The 23857-nt window shown below is 63.7% G+C and carries 23 protein-coding genes and 1 tRNA gene; 17 read left to right on the plus strand and 7 right to left on the minus strand.

The genetic code is table 11. The annotated features are described in order from the left end of the window. Positions 1 to 477: 477 nt before the first annotated feature. A complete protein-coding gene (locus tag L8F45_RS08965) occupies positions 478 to 801 on the minus strand; it encodes a hypothetical protein (RefSeq protein WP_342362532.1) in 324 nt (107 codons plus the stop codon). Between the two features lie 327 nt (positions 802 to 1128). Here L8F45_RS08965 and msrA point away from each other — a divergent pair, with 327 nt between their 5' ends. Then, positions 1129 to 1851: a peptide-methionine (S)-S-oxide reductase MsrA gene (gene msrA, locus L8F45_RS08970; RefSeq protein ID WP_342362533.1), complete on the plus strand. Its 723-nt coding sequence runs from the start codon at positions 1129 to 1131 to the stop codon at positions 1849 to 1851. Between the two features lie 62 nt (positions 1852 to 1913). Further along, a tRNA-Ser gene (locus tag L8F45_RS08975) sits at positions 1914 to 2003 on the plus strand. Positions 2004 to 2080: 77 nt separating this feature from the next. Here the strand turns inward: L8F45_RS08975 and L8F45_RS08980 are convergent. Next, positions 2081 to 3046, minus strand: a complete 966-nt coding sequence (locus L8F45_RS08980; RefSeq protein ID WP_342362534.1) for a GlxA family transcriptional regulator — start codon at positions 3044 to 3046, stop codon at positions 2081 to 2083. A 103-nt stretch (positions 3047 to 3149) separates the two neighbouring features. On the opposite strand from L8F45_RS08980, the gene L8F45_RS08985 reads away from it, so the two are divergent. The 9 genes from L8F45_RS08985 to L8F45_RS09025 all read left to right on the plus strand — a co-directional run bounded on the left by L8F45_RS08985 (position 3150) and on the right by L8F45_RS09025 (position 11764). Further along, complete coding sequence (locus tag L8F45_RS08985) at positions 3150 to 3443, plus strand: hypothetical protein (RefSeq protein WP_342362535.1); 294 nt, start codon at positions 3150 to 3152, stop codon at positions 3441 to 3443. A 408-nt stretch (positions 3444 to 3851) separates the two neighbouring features. Then, on the plus strand, positions 3852 to 5039 hold the full coding sequence (locus L8F45_RS08990; RefSeq protein ID WP_342362536.1) for a septal ring lytic transglycosylase RlpA family protein: 1188 nt from the start codon (positions 3852 to 3854) through the stop codon (positions 5037 to 5039). Between the two features lie 73 nt (positions 5040 to 5112). After that, positions 5113 to 6309, plus strand: a complete 1197-nt coding sequence (locus L8F45_RS08995) for a D-alanyl-D-alanine carboxypeptidase family protein (RefSeq protein WP_342362537.1) — start codon at positions 5113 to 5115, stop codon at positions 6307 to 6309. 5 nt (positions 6310 to 6314) lie between these two features. Continuing rightward, complete coding sequence (tmk, locus tag L8F45_RS09000) at positions 6315 to 6971, plus strand: dTMP kinase (protein WP_342362538.1); 657 nt, start codon at positions 6315 to 6317, stop codon at positions 6969 to 6971. A 9-nt stretch (positions 6972 to 6980) separates the two neighbouring features. Then, positions 6981 to 8036 (plus strand): DNA polymerase III subunit delta', encoded by a 1056-nt coding sequence (locus tag L8F45_RS09005; protein WP_342362539.1) that lies wholly within the window; start codon positions 6981 to 6983, stop codon positions 8034 to 8036. Positions 8037 to 8356: 320 nt separating this feature from the next. Next, complete coding sequence (gene metG, locus L8F45_RS09010; RefSeq protein ID WP_342362540.1) at positions 8357 to 9928, plus strand: methionine--tRNA ligase; 1572 nt, start codon at positions 8357 to 8359, stop codon at positions 9926 to 9928. Beyond that, the gene (locus tag L8F45_RS09015) at positions 9925 to 10740 is read left to right on the plus strand and encodes a TatD family hydrolase (RefSeq protein ID WP_342362541.1); all 816 of its coding nucleotides are present in this window, start codon (positions 9925 to 9927) and stop codon (positions 10738 to 10740) included. The genes metG and L8F45_RS09015 overlap by 4 nt, the downstream gene beginning before the upstream one ends. After that, positions 10737 to 11531: an MBL fold metallo-hydrolase gene (locus L8F45_RS09020; protein WP_342362542.1), complete on the plus strand. Its 795-nt coding sequence runs from the start codon at positions 10737 to 10739 to the stop codon at positions 11529 to 11531. The genes L8F45_RS09015 and L8F45_RS09020 overlap by 4 nt, the downstream gene beginning before the upstream one ends. An 8-nt stretch (positions 11532 to 11539) precedes the next feature. Next, positions 11540 to 11764, plus strand: coding sequence for a hypothetical protein (locus tag L8F45_RS09025; protein WP_342362543.1), 225 nt, complete (start codon positions 11540 to 11542; stop codon positions 11762 to 11764). A 2-nt stretch (positions 11765 to 11766) separates the two neighbouring features. Here the strand turns inward: L8F45_RS09025 and puuE are convergent, their stop codons facing one another. From puuE to L8F45_RS09040, 3 genes are all read right to left on the minus strand, one after another. Continuing rightward, complete coding sequence (gene puuE, locus L8F45_RS09030; RefSeq protein WP_342362544.1) at positions 11767 to 13188, minus strand: allantoinase PuuE; 1422 nt, start codon at positions 13186 to 13188, stop codon at positions 11767 to 11769. 2 nt (positions 13189 to 13190) lie between these two features. After that, positions 13191 to 13547, minus strand: coding sequence for a hydroxyisourate hydrolase (uraH, locus tag L8F45_RS09035; RefSeq protein WP_342362545.1), 357 nt, complete (start codon positions 13545 to 13547; stop codon positions 13191 to 13193). A gap of 150 nt (positions 13548 to 13697) precedes the next feature. Continuing rightward, complete coding sequence (locus tag L8F45_RS09040) at positions 13698 to 14627, minus strand: LysR family transcriptional regulator (RefSeq protein WP_342362546.1); 930 nt, start codon at positions 14625 to 14627, stop codon at positions 13698 to 13700. A gap of 106 nt (positions 14628 to 14733) precedes the next feature. On the opposite strand from L8F45_RS09040, the gene L8F45_RS09045 reads away from it, so the two are divergent. Genes L8F45_RS09045 through L8F45_RS09055 form a run of 3 tightly spaced genes read left to right on the plus strand, consistent with a single transcriptional unit; the run spans position 14734 to position 18442 of the window. Beyond that, entirely contained in the window at positions 14734 to 15954 is a 1221-nt protein-coding gene (locus L8F45_RS09045; RefSeq protein WP_425330018.1) for a urate hydroxylase PuuD, read from the plus strand. 19 nt (positions 15955 to 15973) lie between these two features. Next, the gene (locus L8F45_RS09050; RefSeq protein WP_342362548.1) at positions 15974 to 17209 is read left to right on the plus strand and encodes an allantoate amidohydrolase; all 1236 of its coding nucleotides are present in this window, start codon (positions 15974 to 15976) and stop codon (positions 17207 to 17209) included. Positions 17210 to 17224: 15 nt separating this feature from the next. Beyond that, positions 17225 to 18442, plus strand: coding sequence for an ArgE/DapE family deacylase (locus L8F45_RS09055; RefSeq protein WP_342362549.1), 1218 nt, complete (start codon positions 17225 to 17227; stop codon positions 18440 to 18442). A gap of 487 nt (positions 18443 to 18929) precedes the next feature. Here the strand turns inward: L8F45_RS09055 and L8F45_RS09060 are convergent, their stop codons facing one another. Then, complete coding sequence (locus L8F45_RS09060; RefSeq protein WP_342362550.1) at positions 18930 to 19154, minus strand: hypothetical protein; 225 nt, start codon at positions 19152 to 19154, stop codon at positions 18930 to 18932. A gap of 190 nt (positions 19155 to 19344) precedes the next feature. Here L8F45_RS09060 and L8F45_RS09065 point away from each other — a divergent pair, with 190 nt between their 5' ends. The 3 genes from L8F45_RS09065 (at position 19345) to L8F45_RS09075 (ending at position 22908) form a co-directional block, all read left to right on the plus strand. After that, positions 19345 to 20610, plus strand: a complete 1266-nt coding sequence (locus L8F45_RS09065; protein ID WP_342362551.1) for a glycerate kinase type-2 family protein — start codon at positions 19345 to 19347, stop codon at positions 20608 to 20610. A gap of 180 nt (positions 20611 to 20790) precedes the next feature. Next, positions 20791 to 21732, plus strand: a complete 942-nt coding sequence (locus L8F45_RS09070) for an acetamidase/formamidase family protein (protein ID WP_342362552.1) — start codon at positions 20791 to 20793, stop codon at positions 21730 to 21732. Positions 21733 to 21876: 144 nt separating this feature from the next. Continuing rightward, complete coding sequence (locus tag L8F45_RS09075; RefSeq protein ID WP_342362553.1) at positions 21877 to 22908, plus strand: hypothetical protein; 1032 nt, start codon at positions 21877 to 21879, stop codon at positions 22906 to 22908. A gap of 5 nt (positions 22909 to 22913) precedes the next feature. Here L8F45_RS09075 and L8F45_RS09080 read toward each other — a convergent pair whose 3' ends face one another. Beyond that, entirely contained in the window at positions 22914 to 23855 is a 942-nt protein-coding gene (locus tag L8F45_RS09080) for a PLP-dependent cysteine synthase family protein (RefSeq protein ID WP_342362554.1), read from the minus strand. Positions 23856 to 23857 lie beyond the last annotated feature (2 nt).

A 23857-nucleotide genomic window follows, 5' to 3' on the forward strand; every position in this document is an offset into this window, starting at 1 on the left:
GCCGATGAACCAATCTGTGCGGCCGCTTCACAAGGCGGCCAATCCAGTGGGCAGGGCAAACGCGGAGCGTTTCCTTACGCATTCCCGGAACTGCCGTCCGAGTTCAGCGATATGTTTAGTAGATTGCTGCTCACTAAACATGTCAAGCGAGTTTTGATGGTCGAATTTGTTGCGGCGCAATAGTTTTGCGGTGCGGAATGTTAAGTGATGTTGAGCGCTGCGCGCGGCGCAGATGTTATTGACCTCCCCATCGGGAGGCGCATGGCGGCGCTCGCCGCATACTGTCGCGAGGCGTCGATATGTCGATGATGCGGATGCGGCGAGCCGGCGGCTCGCGGCCTGTTTGTCGCCGCCAACGAAAAGCGCCGCATGCCTTTCGGTCTGCGGCGCTGGTCTCGATATCAAAAGGTCAGCCCAATGGAGATATTTTATCAAACCGGGCGTGACGTGATCGTGACCTGGACCGAGGCCGGTTGGTCAATGCGCTTTCTGGACGGGCGCCTGGCCCGAACGACCGACGGACGCGCGGGAAGAGCCGCGTGTTCTGCCGTCGATCGGCGCAAGCTCGGCGTCTCTGAGCCATTCGCGCCAGCGCGTCACCATGCCCGCAGCGGCCTCATCAGCGGTGGCGGCGACACCTGAGCTGCGCGCGCCGATCAGAATGTTTCCGATCGTCCAGCAATAGGCCGATGGCGCGATCTCGGAGGCCGGCAGCGGCCGCACGACGCCGACGCGAAAACTGCCGCTGAAGACATCGAACGCATCGGGCTCGTCGGGCCGTGGATGAACATGCAAGCTCATGAGACGGTCTCCGGAAACAGCAACCCCGCGCCGAGGGGGAGGTGGCGCGGGGTCGGTAACGAAAGCGGCGATGGCTGGGGGGCAGGGGCCGCTCTCGGTTGGCGCAGTCTGCCGCAGCGCGCGCGATCAGCAATCCCGCGAGCGGAGTACGGCCAAGCAGCCCGGGCATGGAACAATTTCGCTGTTGGGGTATCGCCCTGACGAAACGTCAGTTTCTCGGACACGTCGACTGACGATTCCGTGTCCGAGATATGATTTCCTCGAACTGGCTCTCTCGCGGTAGTTTCCCGCCGGCGAAAGTGTCCGTCCGGCGAACAGGAGGTTCTCATGAGCAACCCGATCAGGCTGTCGCGGCGCTCCTCGATTCTCCTCGGCGTTGGCGCGGCCGCGCTCGCCGCCACGGCCCTCGTTGGAACCCGATCCGCCGCGGCCGACGCGCAATCGATCCCGGCGCCGGCGCTGGACCCCGCGCAGGCTCAGGCGACCGAGACGGCCGTCCTCGCCGGCGGCTGCTTCTGGGGCGTGCAGGGCGTCTTCCAGCATGTCGATGGCGTCGCCAACGCCGTTTCCGGCTACGCGGGCGGAGACAAATCGAAGGCCGATTACGAGTCGGTCAGCTCAGGCGAAACCGGGCATGCGGAATCAGTCCGCATCACTTTCGACCCGCGCAAGATCTCCTATGCGCGCATCTTACAGATCTATTTTTCTGTCGCCCATGATCCGACCCAACTCGATAGGCAGGGGCCCGACGTCGGCACGCAATATCGCTCGGCGATTTTCCCGGCGAACGCCGAACAGGCGAGGATTGCGAAGGCCTATATCGCCCAGCTCGATCAGGCGAAGGTCTATCGGTCCGCCATCGTCACCAGAATTGAGCCCGACAAGGCCTTCTATCCCGCCGAGGATTATCATCAGGATTTCATCACGAAGAATCCTCGGCACCCCTATATCGTCTTTCACGACCTGCCGAAGATCGAGAGCCTGAAGCGGCTGTTTCCCGAGCGCTATCGCGCCGAGCCGGCGCTGGTCGCGAACGCGTCGCGCTCCTAGCGGGAACGTCGAGTCAAAGGCTGCTTGCCGCGCCGCCGCGAACGCGGCAGATACGGCGCGCCGGAAGGGTGGCCGAGTGGTTTAAGGCAGCGGTCTTGAAAACCGCCGTGGGCGCAAGTCCACCGTGGGTTCGAATCCCACCCCTTCCGCCAGCAAGATCAGCCTCGCCGAGTATTCGTGACGAAGAATTGATGTTTGCTATGACCGCGCGACCGCCGGTAGCTGGCGGTCAGCGTAGGTCAGCTCGAAGCTCGCGCACTCCCCGTCCCAGGCGCTCGCGTAAGAGCGTCCGTAACGTTGCTCCGTCGGCATAACCAACTTCGGCTGCGATGGCGTCTAGGTCGAGACCGCTGCCATGAAGGAGAGATTGCGCGCGTTCGATACGGAGGTCCTGGAAGTAGGATAGCGGCGATTTGCCCAGCACAGCCTCGCAACGACGTTGCAATGTGCGCGCGCTTGTCGCGAGCGCTCTAGTGGCTTCCTGCAGCGAGAATCCCGTCTTGAGATGGGTTCGCGCCCATTTTTCGAAGCGCAGAATGAGGGGATCAGCCTGCGCGAGATGGTTGGGGATGATGTAGGGCGCTTGCAGGGAGCGGATGTCAGCGAGCAGGTAGCGTGAGACGACGGCCGCCAATTCCGGGCTGGCCTTGCGTATCAGCCAGAGAACGAGATCGAGATGCCCCATCGCGGCGCCTCCCGTAACCCCTCGATCTGACGGCACCAGCATGCGGGACTCGTCGAGAAGGACGTTGGGGTAGCGTTGCCGGAACAGCGGGGCGAGCCACCACGTCGTCGTCGCCTCGCGATGATCGAGCAGCCCGCTTTCCGCCAGCAGAAACGTCCCGATGCAGGAAGCGGCAATCTGCGCGCCTTCGGCGTGCCACTTCAGCAGTTGCTCCTTGGTCTTCCTGACATCAGGCCGCCCAAGGGCCGGGACCAATTGCTCCGGTGTTCCGGCCGCCAACGCTGGCACGATCACCCAATCCGGCTTCAGATCTGGCGTTACGGGCCGCACCGGTATCACCAGCCCTTGGGCGGAACGGACCTTCGTCCGGACGCCGACGATCGACACATCGAAATTGGGCGCTCCACCGATCTGTTGGGACGAGAACTTGTTGGCGAGCGCAAGCGCATCGAGCGCCACAGCAAGGCCTGTGTCGAACAGACCCTCGAGCGCGAGCACCGAAATGCGCATGGCGTAAATGACCCTAAAGTTGGCATTTGCGACTATACCGGTTTCATGGGCGATCGCTAGGTTCAGCCTCGTCGGAAATCACGATCAAACGAGGAGATTACTCATGAAAGTGCTCGCGATCGGAGCGATCACCAAGCAGCCCACGCCGGAGCAGCAGGCGGAGATTATGCCGAAGGAAGTGCCGGCCACTCTCCAGCACTATCTCGACGGGAAGATCGAGCAATTCTGGTTCCGCCAGGATCGGCTTGGCGTAGTGTTCTATCTGGATGTCGAGTCCGTCGAAGCGGCCAAGGCGGAGGTGGACAAGTTGCCGCTGACCGAAGGCGGATTCATGACCTACGAGTTCATCCCCGTTGGCCCGCTGGCGCCGCTGGGCCGCCTGCTTCAGAGCAAATAAGCGCGACAGGCTCTGTCACCGAGCACACCGCGGCGCAGCCTGCATAGTTGGACAGCGTCGCCGTGAAACTACGTCGCAGCCGAGTTCCGCTATCCGCGTCTTCGCCATTGAACACCGGTATGAACGCGCGGCCGGCGCGCCAGATTGGCGCACGACAGCAAGTTATCTCAATATTCTCCATATTATCATGTTGTTGTCAGGCAAACTTCGTAATTCGATCGAGAAGTTCAAAGCGTTGCCGGAAAGTCGCAGTTTAAGAAAAAAATGACCACAGTCCCACAAGGTGGGCGTTCGGCAGGCGCTTTTGCTGGACCCTGTGGCCCTTTCGTCGCAAAAACGGCTCGGGTGACGAAGGCCGCCTCGAACTGCGCTTGAGCTGGGGCGCTGCGGCGTCAAAGGGACGTTTGAATGGACAAGCCCGAGGGGGCGCGAAGCGGGTTTGACAAGCATGGCTGGATCGCCGTGCGCATGTCCCTCGCCATCTGCGCCGGATTGACGGTCGCGAACTGCGCCCAGACTCCCGGCGGCCGCAGCTATTCCGCGCAAGAACGGCGCGAGATCGGCGCGTTCGCCAGCTCCAGATATGGTCGCGCCAGCGAGCGCGTGGTCGCCGATGGCGAGCCGGTTCCGAAGGGCGGCGGTCGCGATCTCATCGGCAGGCCTTATTCCGTCGCCGGGCGGACCTATGTCCCCTATGAGAAGCGTCCCGGCCATACCGAAGTCGGCATGGCGTCCTGGTACGGCGTCGCCTTCCATGGCCGCCGCACCGCCAATGGCGAGGTGTTCGATCGCCAGTCGATTTCCGCTGCGCACAAGACCATGCCGCTGCCGAGCTATGCGCGCGTCTCCAATATCGTGAACGGCCGCTCCATCGTCGTGCGCGTCAACGACCGCGGCCCCTATCACGGCGGCCGCATCATCGACGTCTCGCAGCGGGTCGCCGATCTCCTCGACTTCCGCTCTTCGGGCAGCGGACGCGTGAAGGTGGAATATCTTGGCCGCGCCTCGCTCGCGGGCTCCGACGATCGCAAGCTGGTCGCGACGCTGCGCACCGACGGCGACGTCGGTCCTGGCTTTGGCGGGTTCGGCGGCCAGTCGCGCGTGATGGTCGCGAGCCTCGACGAGGGCGGCCAGTCCTTCCCGACGGCGGACGCCGGCACGGGCGGGTATTCCGAGACGCCCGCCGTCTCCGTTCGCGAAGACAACAGGCTTCCTGTCGCGGTCACGCCGCGCGTCGCCCCTGCGCCCGCGACAACGGCGCTGGCCATGGCGCCTGTCGCGCAGCAACCCGCAGTTTCCGCGCCGGCCCCCGCGCCGGTTGGCGTGGCGATCGCGCTGCCGCTGCCGCCTGAGCGGCCGTTCGATCTCGGCACGATCCCGCACGCGGCGACGCCTGTGATGAGCGCCGTGCCGCTTGCTCCGACGCAGAATGCTGTTGCGCCGCCGCTGCCTCCGGTTCGCGCCCGCGCGACCGTTGCGGCGCTTTTCTACGCGGAGCCGGCGAAAATCGTGATGCGGTTCGAAAAGTCCGATCCGTTTGCGGCGCTGAAACCGCAGGCGTTCCGGCCGCTCAAGTCGGTTTCAAGCGAACTCTGAACCGATGGATCGCGCTCCGGCGCGATCATGTTGATTTCGCAATGGCGACTCTCCATCTTCTGATCGAGCCGCCATGCGTTTTCATTTGAAATCATTCATTTTAGCGCCCGTCGGAATCTTCGCTTGGGCGACGTGCCTGTTCGTCGCCGCGCCGGCTGCCGCGCAGAAATTCGAGAGCGCCGCGCCCTACGCGCTGCTGATGGATAGCGACAGCGGCGCGATCCTCTACGAGAAGGCTGCGGATGATCTCATGATCCCGGCGAGCCTTGCGAAGCTGATGACCGCCGAGGTGCTGTTCGACGAGATCAAGCGCGGCCGTCTGAAACTGGATGACGAGATCACGATCTCGGAGAACGCCTGGCGCAAGGGCGGCGCGCCGTCCGGCGGCTCCACCATGTTCGCGGCGCTCGGCAGCCGGATCAAGGTCTCCGACCTCATTCCCGGCCTCGTCGTGCTCTCGGGAAATGACGCCGCCATCGCCATAGCTGAAGCGATCGCAGGCACGGAGGAGAATTTCGCGCGCATGATGACGCAGCGGGCGCGCGAGATGAATCTGCCGAAATCGGTGTTCCGGAACGCGACCGGATTTCCTGATCCCGAGCAGAAGGTCACCGCGCGCGAGCTTGCGCTGCTCGCCAACAACATCATCAAGCAGCACGCCGAATTCTACCCGTCCTTCGGCTTGAAGGAGTTCACCTGGAACAAGGTGAAGCAGCCCAACCGCAATCCGCTGCTCGGCATGGATATCGGCGCCGACGGGCTCAAGACCGGCAATATCGGCGACAGCGGCTTCGGACTTGTCGGTTCGGCCGTGCAGAATGGGCAGCGGCTGATTGTCGTCGTCAATGGGTTGAAGACGGCTCGCGATCGCGCAACGGAAGCGCGCAAGCTGCTCGATTGGGGCTTTCGCGGCTTCGAGCGGCGCACCTTGTTCAGCGAAGGAACCGTGATCGGAGAAGCCAAGGTCTATGGCGGCGAACATGGGCAGGTCGGGCTTGTCGCCAAAGGGCCGGTGCTGCTGCTGACTCCGCGCGGTTCATCTGATCGCGTCGTCGCGCGCATCGTCTATACCGGTCCGCTCATCCCGCCGGTGCAGCAGGGCGCCGAGGTGGCGCGGCTGCGCGTCATGCGCGGCGATGTTCAGGCGCTTGATATTCCGCTCTTTGCAGCGCAGGACGAAGGCGTCGGCGACATGCGGCGTCGCGCGGTGGACGCCGCCTACGAATATGGCGTCGATCTGTTTCGGCGTCTGATCGGAAAGCGCGGCTGAGTTTAATGGCAAGTTCGAAACCTGCGAGACGCGGCCGCTTCATCACTTTCGAAGGCGGCGAGGGCGCGGGCAAATCCACGCAGATCAAGCTGCTGGCGGCGTCGCTTCGCGAAGCCGGCCTGACCGTCGACGAAACGCGCGAGCCCGGCGGTTCGCCACGCGCCGAACTGATCCGGAAATTCATCCTGAGCGGCGAAGCCAAACCGATGGGCGTCGCGACCGAAGTCTTTTTGTTCAACGCGGCGCGCTACGATCACGTCGTCAACCGGATCGCGCCCGCGCTGTCGGCAGGAACGTGGGTGCTGTGCGATCGCTTCGCGGATTCGAGCCGCGTCTATCAGTCGGTTGCTGGCGGCGTCGATATGGCGCTGGCGCGCGGCCTCGAGACGCTTGTGGTCGGCGAGACGCGGCCAGACCTCACTTTCATCCTCGACTTGCCGGCGGAAATCGGCCTTGCGCGTGCAAGCGCCCGGCGCGGAGCCTCGGACACGGCCGACCGCTTCGAGGCGGAAAGCCTTGCAATGCATGAATGCATTCGCGCCGGCTACCTCGCCATCGCGGAAGAGGAGCCTGCGCGATGCGCGGTGATCGACGCCAATGGCGAGCCTGCGGAGGTGGCGTCGGCCATTCGTCGCATCGTCGCCGAGCGGTTGAAGGTGTAGACGGGCGCGATGTCCGACATCGTCGAACCCGACCAGCTTGAAGGCTTCCCCCATCCGCGCGAGCGCGCCGACCTCGCTGGCCATGTGGAGGCTGAGCGGATTTTTCTCGACGCCTATCGCAGCGGCCGGCTGCATCACGCCTGGATCATCGGCGGCGAAGAGGGGATCGGCAAAGCGACGCTCGCCTATCGCATCGCGCGCTTCCTGCTGGCCAATCCGGACCCTACCGCCCCCGCGGTTCGCCAAGCGCGCGATCTCGCTGTCGATCCGTCACATCCGGCTGCCCGCAAGGTGATGGCGCTCAGCCATCCCGATCTCGTGACGCTCAGGCGGACAGTCAATCCGGAGACCAAGCGGCCGCGGCAGGACATCCCGATCGACATGGTGCGGCGGGCGACAGCGGTCTTCGCATCGACAGCGGGCGAGGGCGGCTGGCGCGTCTGCATTGTCGACAGCGCCGAGGATCTGAACCGCGCCGGCGCGAACGCGCTGTTGAAGACGCTGGAGGAGCCGCCGAACCGGGCGATTTTCCTGATCGTCAGCCATGCGCCCGGCCGCCTGTTGCCGACCATCCGCTCGCGCTGCCGGCGCCTCGATCTGGCCCCGCTGTCGCAGGCGGATCTCTCCCGTGTTCTCCATGAGATCGCCTTCGAGGAAGAGCCCTCCGCGGTCCGCGCGGCCGTCGCCGGCGCGCAAGGATCGGTCCGCCGCGCCATCCTGCTGCTCGATTCCGATCTCGCCGGCATGGGCGCCCGCACCATCGCCCTTCTCGACAAGCTGCCGGACCTGCCGCAACGGGCGCTGCTCGATCTCGCCGGCAAGGCGGCCGGTCGGGACGGCGAGCCGCTGTATCACGAGCTGCTCGACGCGACCCGGAACTGGCTTTCCGACCAGCTTGCGGCGCGCGCCTCGGCAGGCGCGGCCAGGGTCGCGCCGCTTGCGGAAATGTGGGACAAGCTGAATGAGGGCTCCCGGACGATCGACGCTTTCAATATCGACCGGCGGCCTTTCATCATCGGACTGTTTTCCGATATGGCAGAAGCAATGGCGCGGGTCCGCGCCTAGAGCATGGCGCGAAAAAGTGGAGACCGGTTTTTCCGAGACGAACGCGAGCGTTCGCTCTGCAAAAGCCATGCTCTAAGTTTTTGGAATCGATCACGTACCCGCATTTTGATTGATTCAATCAAAATGCGGCGTGATCTGGAGCGTTTGGAAACGGACAGGGATGCGGCAAGGGAATAGCGCAATGAGAATGCCGACGCCGGGCGGGGATCGCTTCCGGCGAATGCGGGGCTTCGCCTAGTCACAGCGAACCCGTATGCAGTCCCGGTTCTCCGAAGCGCACCAGCGCCGAGCGGAGACCCGCCCAACATCAAAGCGAACCGATGTCAGACCGCGAGAAATTCTACATCACCACGGCGATCTCCTATCCCAACGGGCCGCCGCATATCGGCCACGCCTATGAGGTGATGGCGACGGATGCGATCGCGCGCTTCAAGCGCATCGACGGCTATGACGTGTTCTTCATGACCGGCACCGACGAGCACGGCCAGAAAGTGCAGCGGACGGCCGAAGCCAAGGGCCTGACGCCGAAGGCCTATGTCGATGAGATCGCCGCGCTCTTCAAGAAGATGAACGAGACGCTGAACATCAGCTTCGATCGCTTCATCCGCACGACCGACGCCGATCATCTGCCGTCGACGCAGGAATTGTGGCGTCGCATGGAAGCGAACGGCGACATCTATCTCGGCCGTTACGCCGGCTGGTACTCCGTGCGCGACGAAGCCTTCTATGGCGAGGACGAGACATCGATCCTGGCTGATGGAACGCGCGTTGGCGGGCAAGGCACGCCGGTCGAATGGGTGGAGGAAGAAAGCTATTTCTTCCGCCTTTCCGCTTACAAGGAAAAGCTGCTGAAGCTCTATGCGGATCAGCCCGACTTCATCTCGCCGAAAGAACGCCTGAACGAAGTCGCGAATTTCGTGAAGGGCGATCTGCAGGATCTGTCGATCAGCCGCACGACGTTCGACTGGGGCATTCCCGTGCCGCCGGGCAAGGCGGAGACGAACCAGAAGCACATCATGTATGTCTGGGTCGACGCGCTGAACAACTATGTCACGGGCGCCGGCTTCCCCGACGAGAAAAATCCGCGCTGGAAATACTGGCCGGCTGACGTCCATGTGATCGGCAAGGACATCACGCGCTTCCATGCGGTCTATTGGCCGGCGTTCCTGATGTCTGCGGGCCTGCCTGTGCCGAAGCGCGTGTTCGGCCACGGATTCGTGCTCAACAAGGGTGAGAAGATGTCGAAGTCGGTCGGCAACGTCGTCGATCCCTTCACCATCACGAACCACTACGGCGTCGATCAGGTGCGCTATTTCTTCCTGCGCGAGGTGCCGTTCGGCCAGGATGGCAGCTACAGCCATGAGGCGATCGTCGCGCGCATCAACGCCGATCTTGCCAACGGCGTCGGCAATCTTGCGCAGCGTTCGCTGTCGATGATCGCCAAGAATTGCGACGGCAAGCTGCCTTCGATGGGCGAATTGACGGATGATGACAAGGCGCTGCTGTCGCTCGCCGACGCGTTGCCCGAAAAAGCGCGCGCCGCGATGAAGGACTATGCCGTGCATGCGATGCTGGCCGAAATCTGGAGCGTCGTCGCGGAAGGGGATCGCTATATCGCGGCGCAGGAGCCGTGGAATTTGCGCAAGACGAACCCGGCGCGCATGGGCGCGGTGCTCGCGGTGACGGCGGAAGCTCTGCGCGCTATCGGCATCGCCGCTCAGCCGGCGATTCCGGAGGGTGCGGCCAAACTGCTCGATCTGCTCGGTGTTCCCGCGGATAAACGCATGCTTGCCGACATCGGCGCGCATGGCCGCATCGCGGCGGGAACTGCGTTGCCGGCGCCGAGCGGCATCTATCCGCGTTACGTCGAGGTGGAGGCCGACAAGGCGTGACGTTGATCGACAGTCATTGCCATCTCGACTTTCCCGATCTCGCTGCAGATCGGGAGGGCGTGCTTGCGCGTGCGCGCGAGGCCGGCGTCGGGCTGATGGTCACGATCTCGACCCATGTCGCGAAATTCGAGACCTACAAGGCGCTCGCGGAAGAGCATGACGACGTGCTGTTCACGATCGGAACGCATCCGCACAACGCGGCGCAGGAGCCCGACGTTCCAGCGGCGAAGCTCGTCGAATTGTCGTGTCATCCGCGCTGCGTGGCGATTGGCGAGGCGGGGCTCGACTATCACTACGACAAGAGTCCGCGCGACATTCAGGCGAACGTCTTCCGCACGCATATCGCTGCGGCGCGTGAGACCGGCCTGCCGCTGATCATCCACGCCCGCGAGGCGGATGAGGACATGATCGCCATCCTTCGCGGCGAATATGCAAAGGGCGCCTACAAGGCGGTGCTGCATTGCTTCTCCTCGGGCGCGGAACTGGCGCGCGTCGGGCTCGATCTCGGATTTCTTCTCTCATTCTCCGGAATCATCACGTTCCGGAATTCTGACGAGTTGCGCGCTATTGCGAAATCCGTGCCGCTCGATCGGCTGCTGGTCGAAACCGACGCACCCTATCTCGCGCCGATCCCATTCCGGGGAAAGCGCAACGAGCCTGCCTATGTCGCGCATACGGCGCGCATGCTCGCCGAAGTGAAGGGTGTCTCGCCCGAGCGGATGGCCGAGACGACCACCGCGAATTTCCTGCGCTATTTCGACAAATGCGCCTCGCTTGATCTCGCCATCGCGAGACGCGCTGCGGCGGCATGAGCGAAAGCCTGATCATTCTCGGCTGCGGCTCATCGGGCGGCGTGCCGCGCGTCGGGCAGGGCTGGGGCGCCTGCAATCCGGACAATCCGCGTAATCGCCGCCGCCGCTGCTCCGCGCTGCTGGAGAAGCAGTCGGCGGAAGGCGTGACGCGCGTGCTCATCGATACAACGCCTGATCTCAGGGATCAGCTTCTCGAAGCTGAGGTGAAATCACTCGACGCAGTCGTGATGACCCATGACCATGCCGATCACACGCACGGCATCGACGATCTCCGGCCTCTCGTCATGCATCTGAGGCGACGCATTGATGTGCATGCGGATGAACCGACCGCCGTCTCGCTGCGCGAGCGTTTCAACTATTGCTTCCAGTCGGCGCCGGGCAGCGATTACCCGCCGATCCTCAATCTGATCGATCTTGATCGCGAAAAGCCTGTTGTCATCGAAGGAATGGGCGGTTCGCTGAAACTTGCGCCGATCCGCGTCAGACATGGCCGCACCGATGCGCTGGGATTCAGGATCAATGGCCTCGCCTATACGCCAGACCTCAACGACATCTATCCGGAGTCGCTGCCGCTTCTCAGCGATCTCGACGTCTGGATCGTCGATGCGCTGCGCATTTCTCCTCATCCCACGCATTTTTCGCTGGAGGAGGCGCTGTCATGGATCGAGCGGCTGAAGCCGAAGCGCGCCATCCTGACCAATCTTCACACCGATCTCGACTATGACCATCTTGCGTCGATGACGCCGGCGGATGTCGAGCCCGCTTTCGACGGCATGCGGATCGTGATGTGAGCCGGCAGATGGACCCGCGCGAAAACAAACCAGTAGACAATCGAGGCGCCGAGCCGAAACCCGGCGGCCGGAGCGCCGCCAATCTGATCGCCGGCGCTTTCATTCTCGCGATGCTTGTCTTCGGCGTCTGGCTGTTCAACGCCATTTCGGAGTCGCAAAAGGCGCAGGAATGCCTGGAGTCGCGACGGCGCAACTGCATGCTGATCGAAGCGCCGCGCCAACCCGGCGGATAATTTCAGCCGGGCAGGCGATCCCTCAGGCGAAGAAGCGCGATCTTCGAGATCTGCGTCAGCGCTTCGCGCAATTCCGTCTCGCGATCGTTGTTCGCCCGCTTCTCGAAGGCCGCAAGAATGTCGCTGCGCTGCAGGCCTTTCACGGCGATGATGAAGGGAAAGCCGAATTTCGCGCGATAGGCTTCATTAAGCTCAGTGAAACGCCCGAGCTCCGCTGGCGTCATCTGATCAAGTCCGGCGGACGCCTGCTCCTTCGTGGAGTCGTCGGTCAGCAATTTCGCCTGCGCCAGCTTTCCCGCGAGATCTGGATGGGCGTTGATCAGCTTCAGCTTCGCTTCCGCGTCGAGCGCGCCGAGCTGCTTCACCATCGCCAGATGTAGGCCGCCGGCCGTATCGTGCTCGCTCGTCAACCCCGCGCGATGGGTTGCATCCGCGATCTCAGGCGTATGCTCGAAAATGTCGCCATAGATCGCGACGAAAAGCGGCCGCGACATGCGGCTCGGCGTGATCCCTTCCGGCGGATGGCGGCGCGCCCAGTGGCGCGCGATATCGACGCGCCGGCAGACCCACGTCTTCTCGCGGCTTTTGACATAGTCGAGGAAGCGCGCAAGCGAGGCCGCGCGACCCGGCCGTCCGACGAGCCGACAATGCAGACCAATCGACATCATCTTCGGCGCGCCGGCTTCGCCTTCGGCCCAGAGGATGTCGAAGGAGTCCTTGAGATAGGCGAAGAACTGGTCGCCGCTATTGAATCCCTGCGCGCTGGCGAAACGCATGTCGTTGGCGTCGAGCGTGTACGGAATGATGAGATGTGGGCCGTGCGGACCTTCGATCCAGTAGGGCAGGTCGTCGGAGTAGGCGTCGGACGAGTAGAGGAAACGCGGTTCTTCAAGCGTCAGCCGCGTGGTGTTTTCGGAGGTGCGGCCCTGATAGAGTCCGAACGGCGCCTCGCCGGTGAGCTCGGTGTGGATGCGCACGGCCTCGGCGATCTGCCGACGCTCTTCCGCTTCGGGCACGCCGTTATAGTCGATCCATTTGTAGCCGTGGGTGGCGATTTCCCAGCCCGCTTCCTTCATCGCGGCCACGGCTTCCGGATGCTTCTCCATGGCTGTTGTCACGCCATAGACTGTCACCGGCATGTCGCGTTCGGTGAACAGGCGCCACAGCCGCCAGAAGCCGGTGCGCGAACCATATTCGTAGATCGACTCCATGTTCATATGACGCTGGCCGACGCGCGGCGTTGCGCCGACGATTTCCGACAGGAACGCCTCAGAGGCGGCGTCGCCATGCAGAATGCTGTTCTCGCCGCCTTCCTCGTAGTTGATCACGAACTGCACGGCGACATTCGCGCCGCCCGGCCAGTCCGCGCGCGGCGGCGTGCGCCCGTAACCGATGAGATCGCGCGGATAATTCTGTGACGGCATGCTCACGAGCCCCTGTAGGTCGAATAGCTCCAGGGCGAGGCGAGCAGCGGCACATGATAGTGGCCGTCGGCGTCGGCGATCTGGAAGCGAACGGGAATGACGTCGAGGAAAGGCGGGTCGCTCATCTTGGCTCCTGTCGCGCGGAAGTGCTCGCCCACATGGAAGACGAGTTCAAAGGCTCCAACGCGCATGGCGCTTCCCGTCAGCAGAGGCTCATCGGTGCGCCCGTCATTGTTCGTGCGCACGCCCTTGACGAGTTCGCGCTCTCCCGCAGGGCCAATTGCGAATAGCTCGATCCTGACATTCGCGGCCGGACCACCCGCAACCGTATCAAGCACATGAGTCGACAATCGCCCCATTTCGCCCTCCATGCCCGCGTCTGCGATCGCTCTGCTGTTGCGGTCTTTCAGCGCATATCATGCAAACGCCCCGCCATATTCAATCGAATATTGAAGATGCGACCATTCTCAATGAAGTCTAAATTCTTGTATTTCGACCGGGTCTCGCAGTCACTCCAATCGCGCGCCAATCCGGTCGAGTTCCGCCCGCACATGGGCCCTGCCGCGCTCGACCAGCAGATCGGTGAACAGCTTGATGCGCGGCGGCGCGAGGCTGCGCGTGGGATAGAGGACGCCCAGCGTCACCGGCTCCGGCGGAAAATCATGCAGCACCGAAACGAGGCGCCCGCTCTGGAGATGCTCGGCCACCTCGAAAGTTGGCTTCAGCACGACGCCAAGTCCGGCCAAGGCCCATCCCGTCAGGATGTCGCCATCGTCGGCGTCGATATCGCCGGCGACCGGCAGCGTGATTTCCGCTCCGCCTGACGACAGCGTCCAGCGATATTGCTGCGAGCCTGGAAATCGCAGGAGCAGGCAGCGATGGTTGAAGAGGTCATGCGGGGTTGCGAGCGCCGGCGTATTCGCGAGATAGGCGGGCGACGCGCAGAGCACGCGATCGATGCGCGCGACCTTGCGCAGCACGAAAGAACTGTCGGCGAAGTTCGCCATGCGCAGCGCGATGTCGACGCCCTCATCGATCAAATCAAGGAGATAGTCGGACAGCCTCAGGCGCACGCTGACATTGGGATGCGCCTTCACGAAATCGGCTACGACGGGAGCGAGGAGCCTGCGTCCCAATCCGAGCGGCGCGGTGACCTTGAGGACGCCTGCGGCGGTCGCGCTCTCCTCCTGGGCCGCCGCCGCGGCGCGCTCCACGGAAGCGAGGATTTCAAGACAGCGCTCATGAAACTGCTGGCCGGCGGAGGTGAGGTGGATCTTCCGCGTGGTCCGGTTAAACAGCCGGCATTTGAGTTGCTTCTCAAGCGCGATGATGCGGCCGCTGACCACCGCCGGCGACATGCGCAGCTCCCGGCCAGCGGCGGAGAAGCCGCCCTTCTCGACCGCCTTCACGAAGATGCGCGTGTCCTCGAGGAACCCCATCGGCGCTCATTTTCAAACTGAGATTGATAATACTAGCGGCTTTCAATGCGTCAACGGCAAGCCAAAACTGGTCTAAGACAGGCGACGGGCGAGCGAGGAATCGATGATCGATCCGATCTTCCATGAATGGGGCGGGCTGCTGCTGCGCTGGGCGCATGTCGTCACGGCCATCGCCTGGATCGGGTCATCCTTCTATTTCATGCATTTGGACGCCTCTCTGAGGCCGATAGCCGAAATCCCGACAGGGAAGGGCGGGGCCGCCTGGGAGGTCCATGGGGGCGGCTTCTACGAGGTGAAGAAGTACCTCGAAGCGCCGGCGCATCTGCCTGATCATCTCATCTGGCACAAATGGCAGGCCTACTCGACCTGGCTCACGGGCTTCTTCCTGCTGGTCTGGGTCTATTACGCGCAGTCGCAGCTCTATCTCATCGATCCTGATGTGCGCGATCTCTCGCCATTGGCTGCCGCTGCGATCGGGCTTGCCGGGCTGGCGCTCGGATGGATCGTTTATGACGGCCTGTGCCGATCACCGCTGGCGAAGAACGAGGTCGCGCTCGCGGCGGTCGGCTTCGCCTTCATCGTTGGCATGGCCTGGTTCTTCCAGCAGGTGTTCTCAGGCCGCGGCGCGCTGCTGCACACCGGCGCGCTGATGGCGACGATGATGGCGGGGAACGTGTTCTTCAACATCATCCCCGGGCAGCGGAAGACGATCGGCGAACTGCTCGCCGGTCGGACGCCTGATCCCAAGTGGGGCAAAGACGCGAAGACGCGCTCGACCCACAACAACTATCTCACTTTGCCGGTGCTCTTTCTGATGCTGTCCGGCCATTATCCCCTGACTTTCTCGACCCCCTACGCCTGGGCGATCGTCGGGCTGATCCTCGTCGCGGGCGCAGTGGTGAGACACTTCTACAATGTTCGCCACGCCGGGAAGGGCGATCCCTGGTGGACATGGGGTGTGGCGGCGGCCTGCGTCTGGGCGGCGATCTGGATCAGCATGGGCTCGGCGCCAATCGGGCGCGAGCGCCTGGGACTTGCGCCGCTCCCGGAGACGAAAGTGATTGCGGGCGCGCCTCGCGCGCCCGAGCAGGTCGCGAACATCCTGCTCGGCCGCTGCAGCATGTGCCACGCGCAGGAGCCTGTTTATCTCGGTATTCACATCGCGCCGAAAGGCATTCGGCTCGATACGCCGGAGATGATGGCGCGCAATCGTGAGGCCGTCCTGACGCAAGCCGTGCTGACACGAGCGATGCCGCCGAACAACGTCACCAACATGACGCGCGAAGAACGCCGGATCGTTGCGGAATGGATCGCGCATTCAAAATGAGCGCGATCACGTAGAGGACATGATGTCGAACCTCGAATGGGGCCGCGCGATTTCGCAGCGGCTTGAAGAACTCGCCGGGATCACTGATGTCCCCGGACAGATCACGCGGCTCTATCTCAGCCCGGCCCATGGGCGCGCCGCCGAACTCGTCGCGTCATGGATGCGCGACGCCGGTCTCGCCGTCGAATTTACACCGCTTGGCGACGTTGTTGGTCGCCTTCAAGGCGCGGAGCCTAACGCGAAACGCCTGCTGCTGGCCTCCCATATCGACAGCGTGCGCAACGCCGGCAAGTTCGACGGGACGCTCGGCGTCATTGCTGCGATTGAACTCGCCCGGCGGTTTCACGTTGAAGGCAAGCGCCTGCCATTCACGCTTGAAGTGATCGCTTTCGGAGACGAGGAGGGCGTCCGCTTTCCAACCTCGCTCAGCGGTTCGCGTGCGGTCGCGGGCAAGCACAATCCTGATATCCTCAATGAGAAGGATCAACGCGGAGTCACGCGTCGCGACGCGCTGAAAACGTTCGGCGCGCCCGAAACGCCTGTCGAACGGATGAGGCGCAATCCCGGGGATACGCTCGGCTATGTCGAGGTCCATATCGAGCAAGGGCCGGTGCTCGAAGCGCGCAATCTGCCGCTTGGCGTGGTTACTGCAATCAATGGCTGCTCGCGCGGCTCCGTCGTGGTGAAGGGCTGGGCCGGCCATGCCGGCACTGTGCCGATGGCGCTGCGCAAGGATGCGCTCGCGGCTGCGGCGGAAATGGTTCTTGCGGTCGAGCGCATCGCGCGCGCCGACCCCGACATCGTCGCGACCGTCGGTCAGCTCGGCGTGCCTGGCGGAGCGATCAATACGGTGCCGGGCCGCGTCGAGTTCACGCTCGACATCAGGTCGTCTGAAGACTCCAAGCGTCACAAGGCGGTCGCCGATATCGGCGCGGCCTGCCTCGCGATCGCAGAGAAACGCGGCGTCAGCGCCGAGGTCGAGATGCCTTATGACGTGCCGGCTGCGATCTGCGACGCGGCGCTGTCAGACGCCCTCGCGCAATCGATCGCGCGCTGCGGCTTCGAGCCATTGCGGCTGGCGAGCGGCGCCGGCCATGACGCCATGTCGTTCCGCGACGCGTTACCCTTCACGATGCTCTTCGTTCGATGCAAGGGCGGCGTAAGTCACAATCCGGCGGAGTATGCGTCCATTGAGGATATTGACGCCGCGGCGCGCACGCTCGCCGATTTCGTCGATCATCTCGTCGGTCGCTGACTCCTGGAGATTCCGATGACCGATGATCTCAGCGTTCTGATCGACCGGCGTTTCGAGGACGAGGTGAATTTCCTCGCCGAACTCGTGCGCACGCCATCAGACAATCCGCCGGGCGATTGCATTCGTCACGCCAACCGCGCTGCGAGCTTGCTGGAGAAGCTGGGCTTCACAGTCGAACGGCACGTCGTGCCTGATGCGCTCGTGCGTGCGAACGGTATGATCTCCTGCGCGAACCTCATCGTGCGCCACCGGTTCGGCGATGGGCCGGTGATCGCGCTGAACGCCCATGGCGACGTTGTTCCTCCCGGCGATGGCTGGAGTCGCGATCCCTATGGCGCGGAGATCATCGACGGCTGGATGTATGGCCGCGGCGTCGCGGTCTCGAAATCGGATTTCGCCACCTATGCCTTCGCTCTCGACGCATTGAAGAAATCGGGCAGGGCGCTCAAGGGAACGGTCGAACTCCACCTCACTTATGACGAGGAGGCCGGCGGCGAGATCGGGCCGGGCTGGCTGCTGCGTGAGGGCCTCTCGAAGCCCGATCTCGCGATCGGCGCAGGTTTCTCCTACAGCGTCGTGACCGCGCACAATGGCTGTCTGCATCTCGAGATCGAGACGAAAGGCCGTTCGGCGCATGCGGCGAAGCCCTCGACGGGTGTGGACGCGCTCGAAGTCGCAAACGATGTCATGAGCGCGATCTATGCCTATCGCAGGCTCCTGCCCGCGCGCGTGTCGGCGACGCCAGGCATTGGTTCGCCGCAGATCACGGTTGGCCTCATCAAGGGCGGCATCAACACCAATGTCGTGCCTGACCGCATCACGTTCCGGCTCGATCGCCGCATGATCCCGGAAGAGAATCCGGAGGCTGTGGAGCAGGAGGTTCGCGCGCTGATAGAGGGAACGGCGCGCCGGCATCCCGAGGCGTCGGTCGAGGTCCGCCGCATTCTGCTGGCGAAGCCGCTGGTTGAGTTGTCCGGGGGAGAAAAGCTCAAGGCGACGCTCTGCGCGCACGCCACGCGGATCATGGGGGAAAAGATCAGGGCGACCGGCGTGCCGCTCTATACGGACGCCCGCCACTACTCGGAACGGGGAATTCCGATCGTGCTGTTCGGGGCGGGACCACGCTCGATCGAGGAGGCCAACGCCCACCGCGCCGACGAGCGGCTGCCGCTGTCTGATCTGAGGAAGGCGACGGAAGTGGTCGCAGAGACGCTCGCGGAGCTGCTGGCGTAGGGGCTCGCACAGCCGTGAAGTATCGTGTGTGAGACATACGAGCGCGCTTGAGAGGTGTCATGAGGCGCGGCGGTCATTCTTCAAAAGGGACTTGACTTTTCCAGAATAAATTCCTATTATCTCCACGCCCTTGCTCTTCTACGGGGCTGTCCAGGTCAGGACTGAACAGGAGCAAGGGGCGGATCCGCGGGTTCTGATGCGACCTGGCTTCAGAACTCCCGGCGTCTCCGACACTGCGCCCGCCTGACACTAGGATCAGGCTGTCCGAACGGACCTTAAGCGGGACACCGCGGAGAGCGCAGGACTGGAAGACTGAAAATCCGCGTCGGGAGCGCCGCAAGGCGAAACCCAACCACCTACTTTGGCCGCGTCTTGCGGCGCTCCCGGCCTCCCTGTCGGGCGGTCCAGTCGAAGCTCGATATGGAGAGCTATTGTGTAGACAAATTCAATCGGCCGATCGGGCCGGGGGATGCGCGTGGTCGCGTTTTCAGGCGCGCGTATCGACGTTCTGGCCGATGCCGCTCGACAGCGCCGCCTGCGTCAGCACGACGTTGTTGTCATGCGCCGCAGCCATCATCTGCATCGGCGCGTTGAGGATGATGCTTTCAGGGTCGATCTTGTTGGTGTCGCTCGAAAAGGCCGCGAGGATCGCGTCCTGCGCAGCCTGAGCTTTCGGGACCATCAGTCCCGATGATTGAGAGACGGCGTCCATGGCTCGCTCCGAGCGCCCTTCTGGCGCGTCTTTCAATCTAGCGCATTCCGTTACGTCTGGCGCGCGTCGTCTCGATTGAGAGTGAATAGGTGATTGACTTGAAGGGCGCGTTTTAACGCATCGGAGTTCGCATGGACGGCCGGGCCGAGGGCGCGCTATCGATGGCGGCGGCTTTCAGGAAAGGCTTGATGTGACCTCCCAGCGCGATCTGCTTGAGCGCATGTTCAGGGCTGCGATCTCCGCCGCCGATCCCGCCGTCTGCCTGCCTCCACACCTCCCGCCGCGTCCCAAAGGGCGCACGATCGTGATCGGCGCGGGGAAGGCTGCGGCCTCGATGGCGAGGGCGGTCGAGGCGCATTGGGAAGGGCCTCTCAGCGGGCTTGTGGTGACCCGCTATGGCCATAACGCGCCGACCCGGGGCATCGAGGTGGTTGAAGCGTCACACCCCGTCCCGGACGCCGCAGGCCTCTCTGCTGCGACCCGAATTATGGAACTCGTGCAGGGGCTCACGGAGGACGACCTCGTGCTGTGCCTGATCTCGGGTGGCGGCTCGGCGCTGCTGACCATGCCGGCTGAGGGCCTTACCTTGGCGGACAAGCAGGCCATGAATCGGGCGCTGCTCAGAAGTGGCGCCTCGATCCATGAGATGAATTGCGTCCGCAAGCATCTCTCGCGGATCAAGGGCGGCCGGCTGGCCGCCGCCTGCGCGCCCGCGCGCGTGGTGTCGCTGCTGATCTCCGACGTGCCGGGCGACGATCCCTCGGTGATCGCTTCCGGGCCGACTGTGCCAGATCCCACGACCTATGCGGACGCTCTGGCGATCGTGAGGCGCTACGGCATTACGGAGCCGGCGGCGGCGATCGCCATTCTGGAGCGTGGGCCCGACGAGACGCCGAAGCCCGGCGACGCCAGACTTGCTCGCTGCGAAACGATCTTCATCGCGACCGCGCTGCAGTCGCTCGACGCGGCTGCGGCGGTCGCCCGCGAGGCCGGCGTGACACCGGTCATTCTTGGCGACTCGATCGAGGGCGAGGCGCGCGACACAGCGCTGGTGCTTGGCGGCATCGCGCGCCATGCGGCGCTGCGGGGAGAGCCGGCTGCCGCCCCATGCGTGCTGATCTCCGGCGGCGAGACCACTGTGACCGTGCGAGGCAAGGGCAGGGGCGGCCGCAACGCCGAGTTCCTTCTCGCCCTCGCCGTCGCGCTTGATGGGCATCCCAGCATCTCCGCCCTCGCCGGCGACACCGACGGCGTCGACGGCACCGAGGATGTCGCGGGATATGTGCTGACGCCCGACACTCTGGCGCGCGCCCGCGCGCTCGGTCTGAACGCCAAAGACCGGCTGGCGGACAATGACGGCTATGGATTCTTCGCGCCGCTCAATAACCTCGTCGTCACCGGACCGACGCTCACCAACGTCAACGATTTTCGCGCGATCCTGATTTCGAGGGAGTGAGAAACGCGCGCTATGCCATTGCAAATACTTGTGCTTTTATATTCTTATATCTGAGAACAATCGGTTCCAGGATTGTGGATTGGGTGAGGGATTGGCGCAGCCAGCCTCTCGTCGCAAACTGAGGTCGGCGGCGGGCGCGGGACGGCTGACGCTCAGTCTGTCGGATTTGCGAGGCGCAAGATGTGCAAGGCGTGCGACTACACCATCCATCGCGCCAATCATCATTTTGGCTGGGATCGATCCTTTGCGCCGGCGGCGACTGTGAAGCCGGGCTCCACGATCGAGTTTGAGTGCATCGACAGCTCCGCCGGCCAGCTCACGCCAGCCAGTACCGTCGCTGACGTCGCGCAGCTTGATTTCAGCCGCGTGAACCCGGTCACCGGGCCGATCTATATCGACGGCGCCGAACCCGGCGACGCGCTCAAGGTGACCATCGAGGAGTTCAAGCCGTCGAGCTTCGGATGGACGGCGAATATCCCGGGTTTCGGGCTTCTCGCGGACCAGTTCGCTGATCCTGCGCTGCATGTCTGGTCGCTTGAAAGCTCGCTACGGCCCGCGCTTTTCTCCAACATCGGGCGCGTGCCGCTGAAGCCGTTCGCGGGCACGATCGGCAACGCGCCAGCCGAGCCCGGGCTTCATTCTGTGGTGCCGCCGAGGCGCGTCGGCGGCAATCTCGACATCCGCGACCTGACGGCCGGCGTTGTCCTGTATCTGCCGGTCGAGGTTCCCGGCGCGCTGTTCTCAGTCGGCGACACCCATGCGGCGCAAGGCGACGGCGAGGTCTGCGGGACCGCGATCGAGAGCCCGATGAACGTCGTCCTGACCTTCGATCTGGAGAAAGGCGTACAGCTCAAAACGCCGCGTTTCACGACGCCCGGACCCGTGACCCGCCATCTCGATGAGAAGGGCTACGAGGCGACCACGGGCGTCGGGCCTGATCTGTTCGAGGCAGCGTGCTCGGCCGTCAGCCAGATGATCGACCTTCTGTCCGCGCGTCACGGCCTCGCGCCTGTTGACGCTTACATGCTGTGCTCGGTCTGCGGCGATCTCCGCGTCAGCGAAATCGTTGATCAGCCGAACTGGGTGATCTCATTCTATTTTCCGAGGCTTGTGCTGGAGTAGCAGTGGCGGCCTCTAGATACTCGATCTAAGGATCTTCTAGTTCCATAATGTATCTTATGCGATCCTCGTAATGGCGCGTGAGTTGATCCATGTCGCTGCGCCCCGCCTCTGGCGAGCGGCCGATCCTCGCGACATTCTCCGCCGATGATCCTGCGCTCCCTTGGCGGCTTTCTCGATCGACTTCGTGGCGCTGATCGCCGCAACGCGCCGGCGCACGCGCAAGCCTGGAAGTCGGCGTCAACGTCAGACAACTCGGTCCATCGCATGCTTGATGAACTCGGCGTTCCCTGGCGTCTGTCGCGGGCCGAACTCGCGAAGCGTTACGGCGTGCGGCGCGACGCGGCTTATGGCTGGAAGGTCATCGAGATCGCGACGCCTGATCTCAAAAATCTCATCCGGCCGCTCTCGGCGCAAGTGTTTCCGCAGTTCTCGAAGGCTTTTCCGGCGGTCGATTTCAGCGGCTTCAGTTCATGGGGCTCTGACGTTCGCGAGAATGTCCGACGGACGGCCGATCAGCTCACGCGTTGGCTCGGGCCGGCGGAAGCGGGCAATCGCCACAACACCTTCCGGTGCGAATGGAGCTTCGGCCCGGCGAGCGTCGCCCTGCTCGGCTGGCCGGACGACCTGCAACGCGGCCCGCGCCTCAAAAATTCAGCTCATGATCGCGATCGGCGGCTCGCGACGGCCTGTCACATCTGGATCAAGACTGGCTTTCGGCCCGCGGCGTCGGTGATCGAACGGGGATGGCTCGACAGTTTCGAGGCGATCCGGCCGATCGCCGTTGCGCATGACCAGACGGCGGAAGCTGTCCACAACGCCGCCGCTGAGCAAAGCGAGCTCGAATTCGTTCGAGAGCCCGGCCCCGAGCTCGCGAATATCTTCGGGCATATCGGGCGGTCTGCCGATGGCGCGGCGCTGATTTTCTGCCACGCGCAGCTCTATGTCATCGCAGCGAAGGACGTTCTCGGGTTCGACGTAGTCCGCATGCTGCCGGCCAAGGGCGGCGGCGGCTCGCGCTTGTACGTCGAATGTGTCGCGCATGATCGCGGCGCAAAGCCGAAGCGGCTCTTCATCTGTTCCGGCGATGAGCCAGACGGCCTGAACAACGTTGCGGCCGAGATCGCCGAAGCGTTCGGCAAACGCTGCAAGCTTGGCGACTATATCTATGACTATTGAAGGCGTCAGGCCGAAAGCCGCGCGCCATAGCCGCGTAGATACTTCATGCCGGTGTCGCACATCACCGTGACGATTGTCGCATCGGCGGGCAGTCGCGCCGCCAGCCTAAGCGCCGCCGTGACGTTCGCGCCGGTGGAAGCGCCGGCGAACACGCCCTCCTCGCGCGCCAGCCGAAACGCCATCTCCATGGCTTCGTCGGTCGAGACCAGTTCGATCTGATCGGCGATGTCGTTGCGCCAGAGCGGAACCACATACCCTGCCCCGACGCCGTCGATCTTGTGCGCGCCGGTCTTGCCGCCCGACAGCACTGGCGATTCCGCCGGTTCGACCGCGACGATCCTCACCCGTGTATCGCGCCGGCGCAGGCCTTCGCTGATGCCGCGCAAAGACGCCGCAGTGCCGACGCTTTGCACAAAGGCGTCGATCTTTCCGTCTGTCTGGCGCCAGATCTCCTCGCCCATCGCGTGATAGGCCGCGGTCTGGTCGCGATTGTTCATCTGATCGGTCCAGAAGGCGCCGGTCTCGACTGCAACCACTCGCGCGGCCTCGATCATGTCCTTGGTGAGCTTCTCCGTCATGCGCCCGCTGTCGCTTGGCACGATCTGAAGCCGCGCGCCGAGCAGCCGCATGTGATCGAGCTTTTCCTGAGCGAAGGCGTCCGAAGTCACGATATGCAGCGGATAGCCTTTCACCGCGCAGACCAGCGACAGCGACACGCCTGTGCTGCCGCCAGTATATTCGACGACCGCGCCGCCGGGCTTGAGACGGCCGTCATTCTCCGCCGCCGCGATCATGGCGAGCGCCATGCGATCCTTCATGCTGCCGGTCGGATTCTCGCTTTCCAGCTTGAGCAAGATGCGCGCGCCACTCGCCGCAACGATCTTGCGCAGCGGCAGCAACGAGGTTCCGCCTATCCGCGCGAGAATAGTCTGCGGCCTGTGTTCCATGA

Source organism: Terrirubrum flagellatum, from assembly GCF_022059845.1.
Taxonomy (GTDB): Bacteria; Pseudomonadota; Alphaproteobacteria; order Rhizobiales; family Beijerinckiaceae; genus Terrirubrum; species Terrirubrum flagellatum.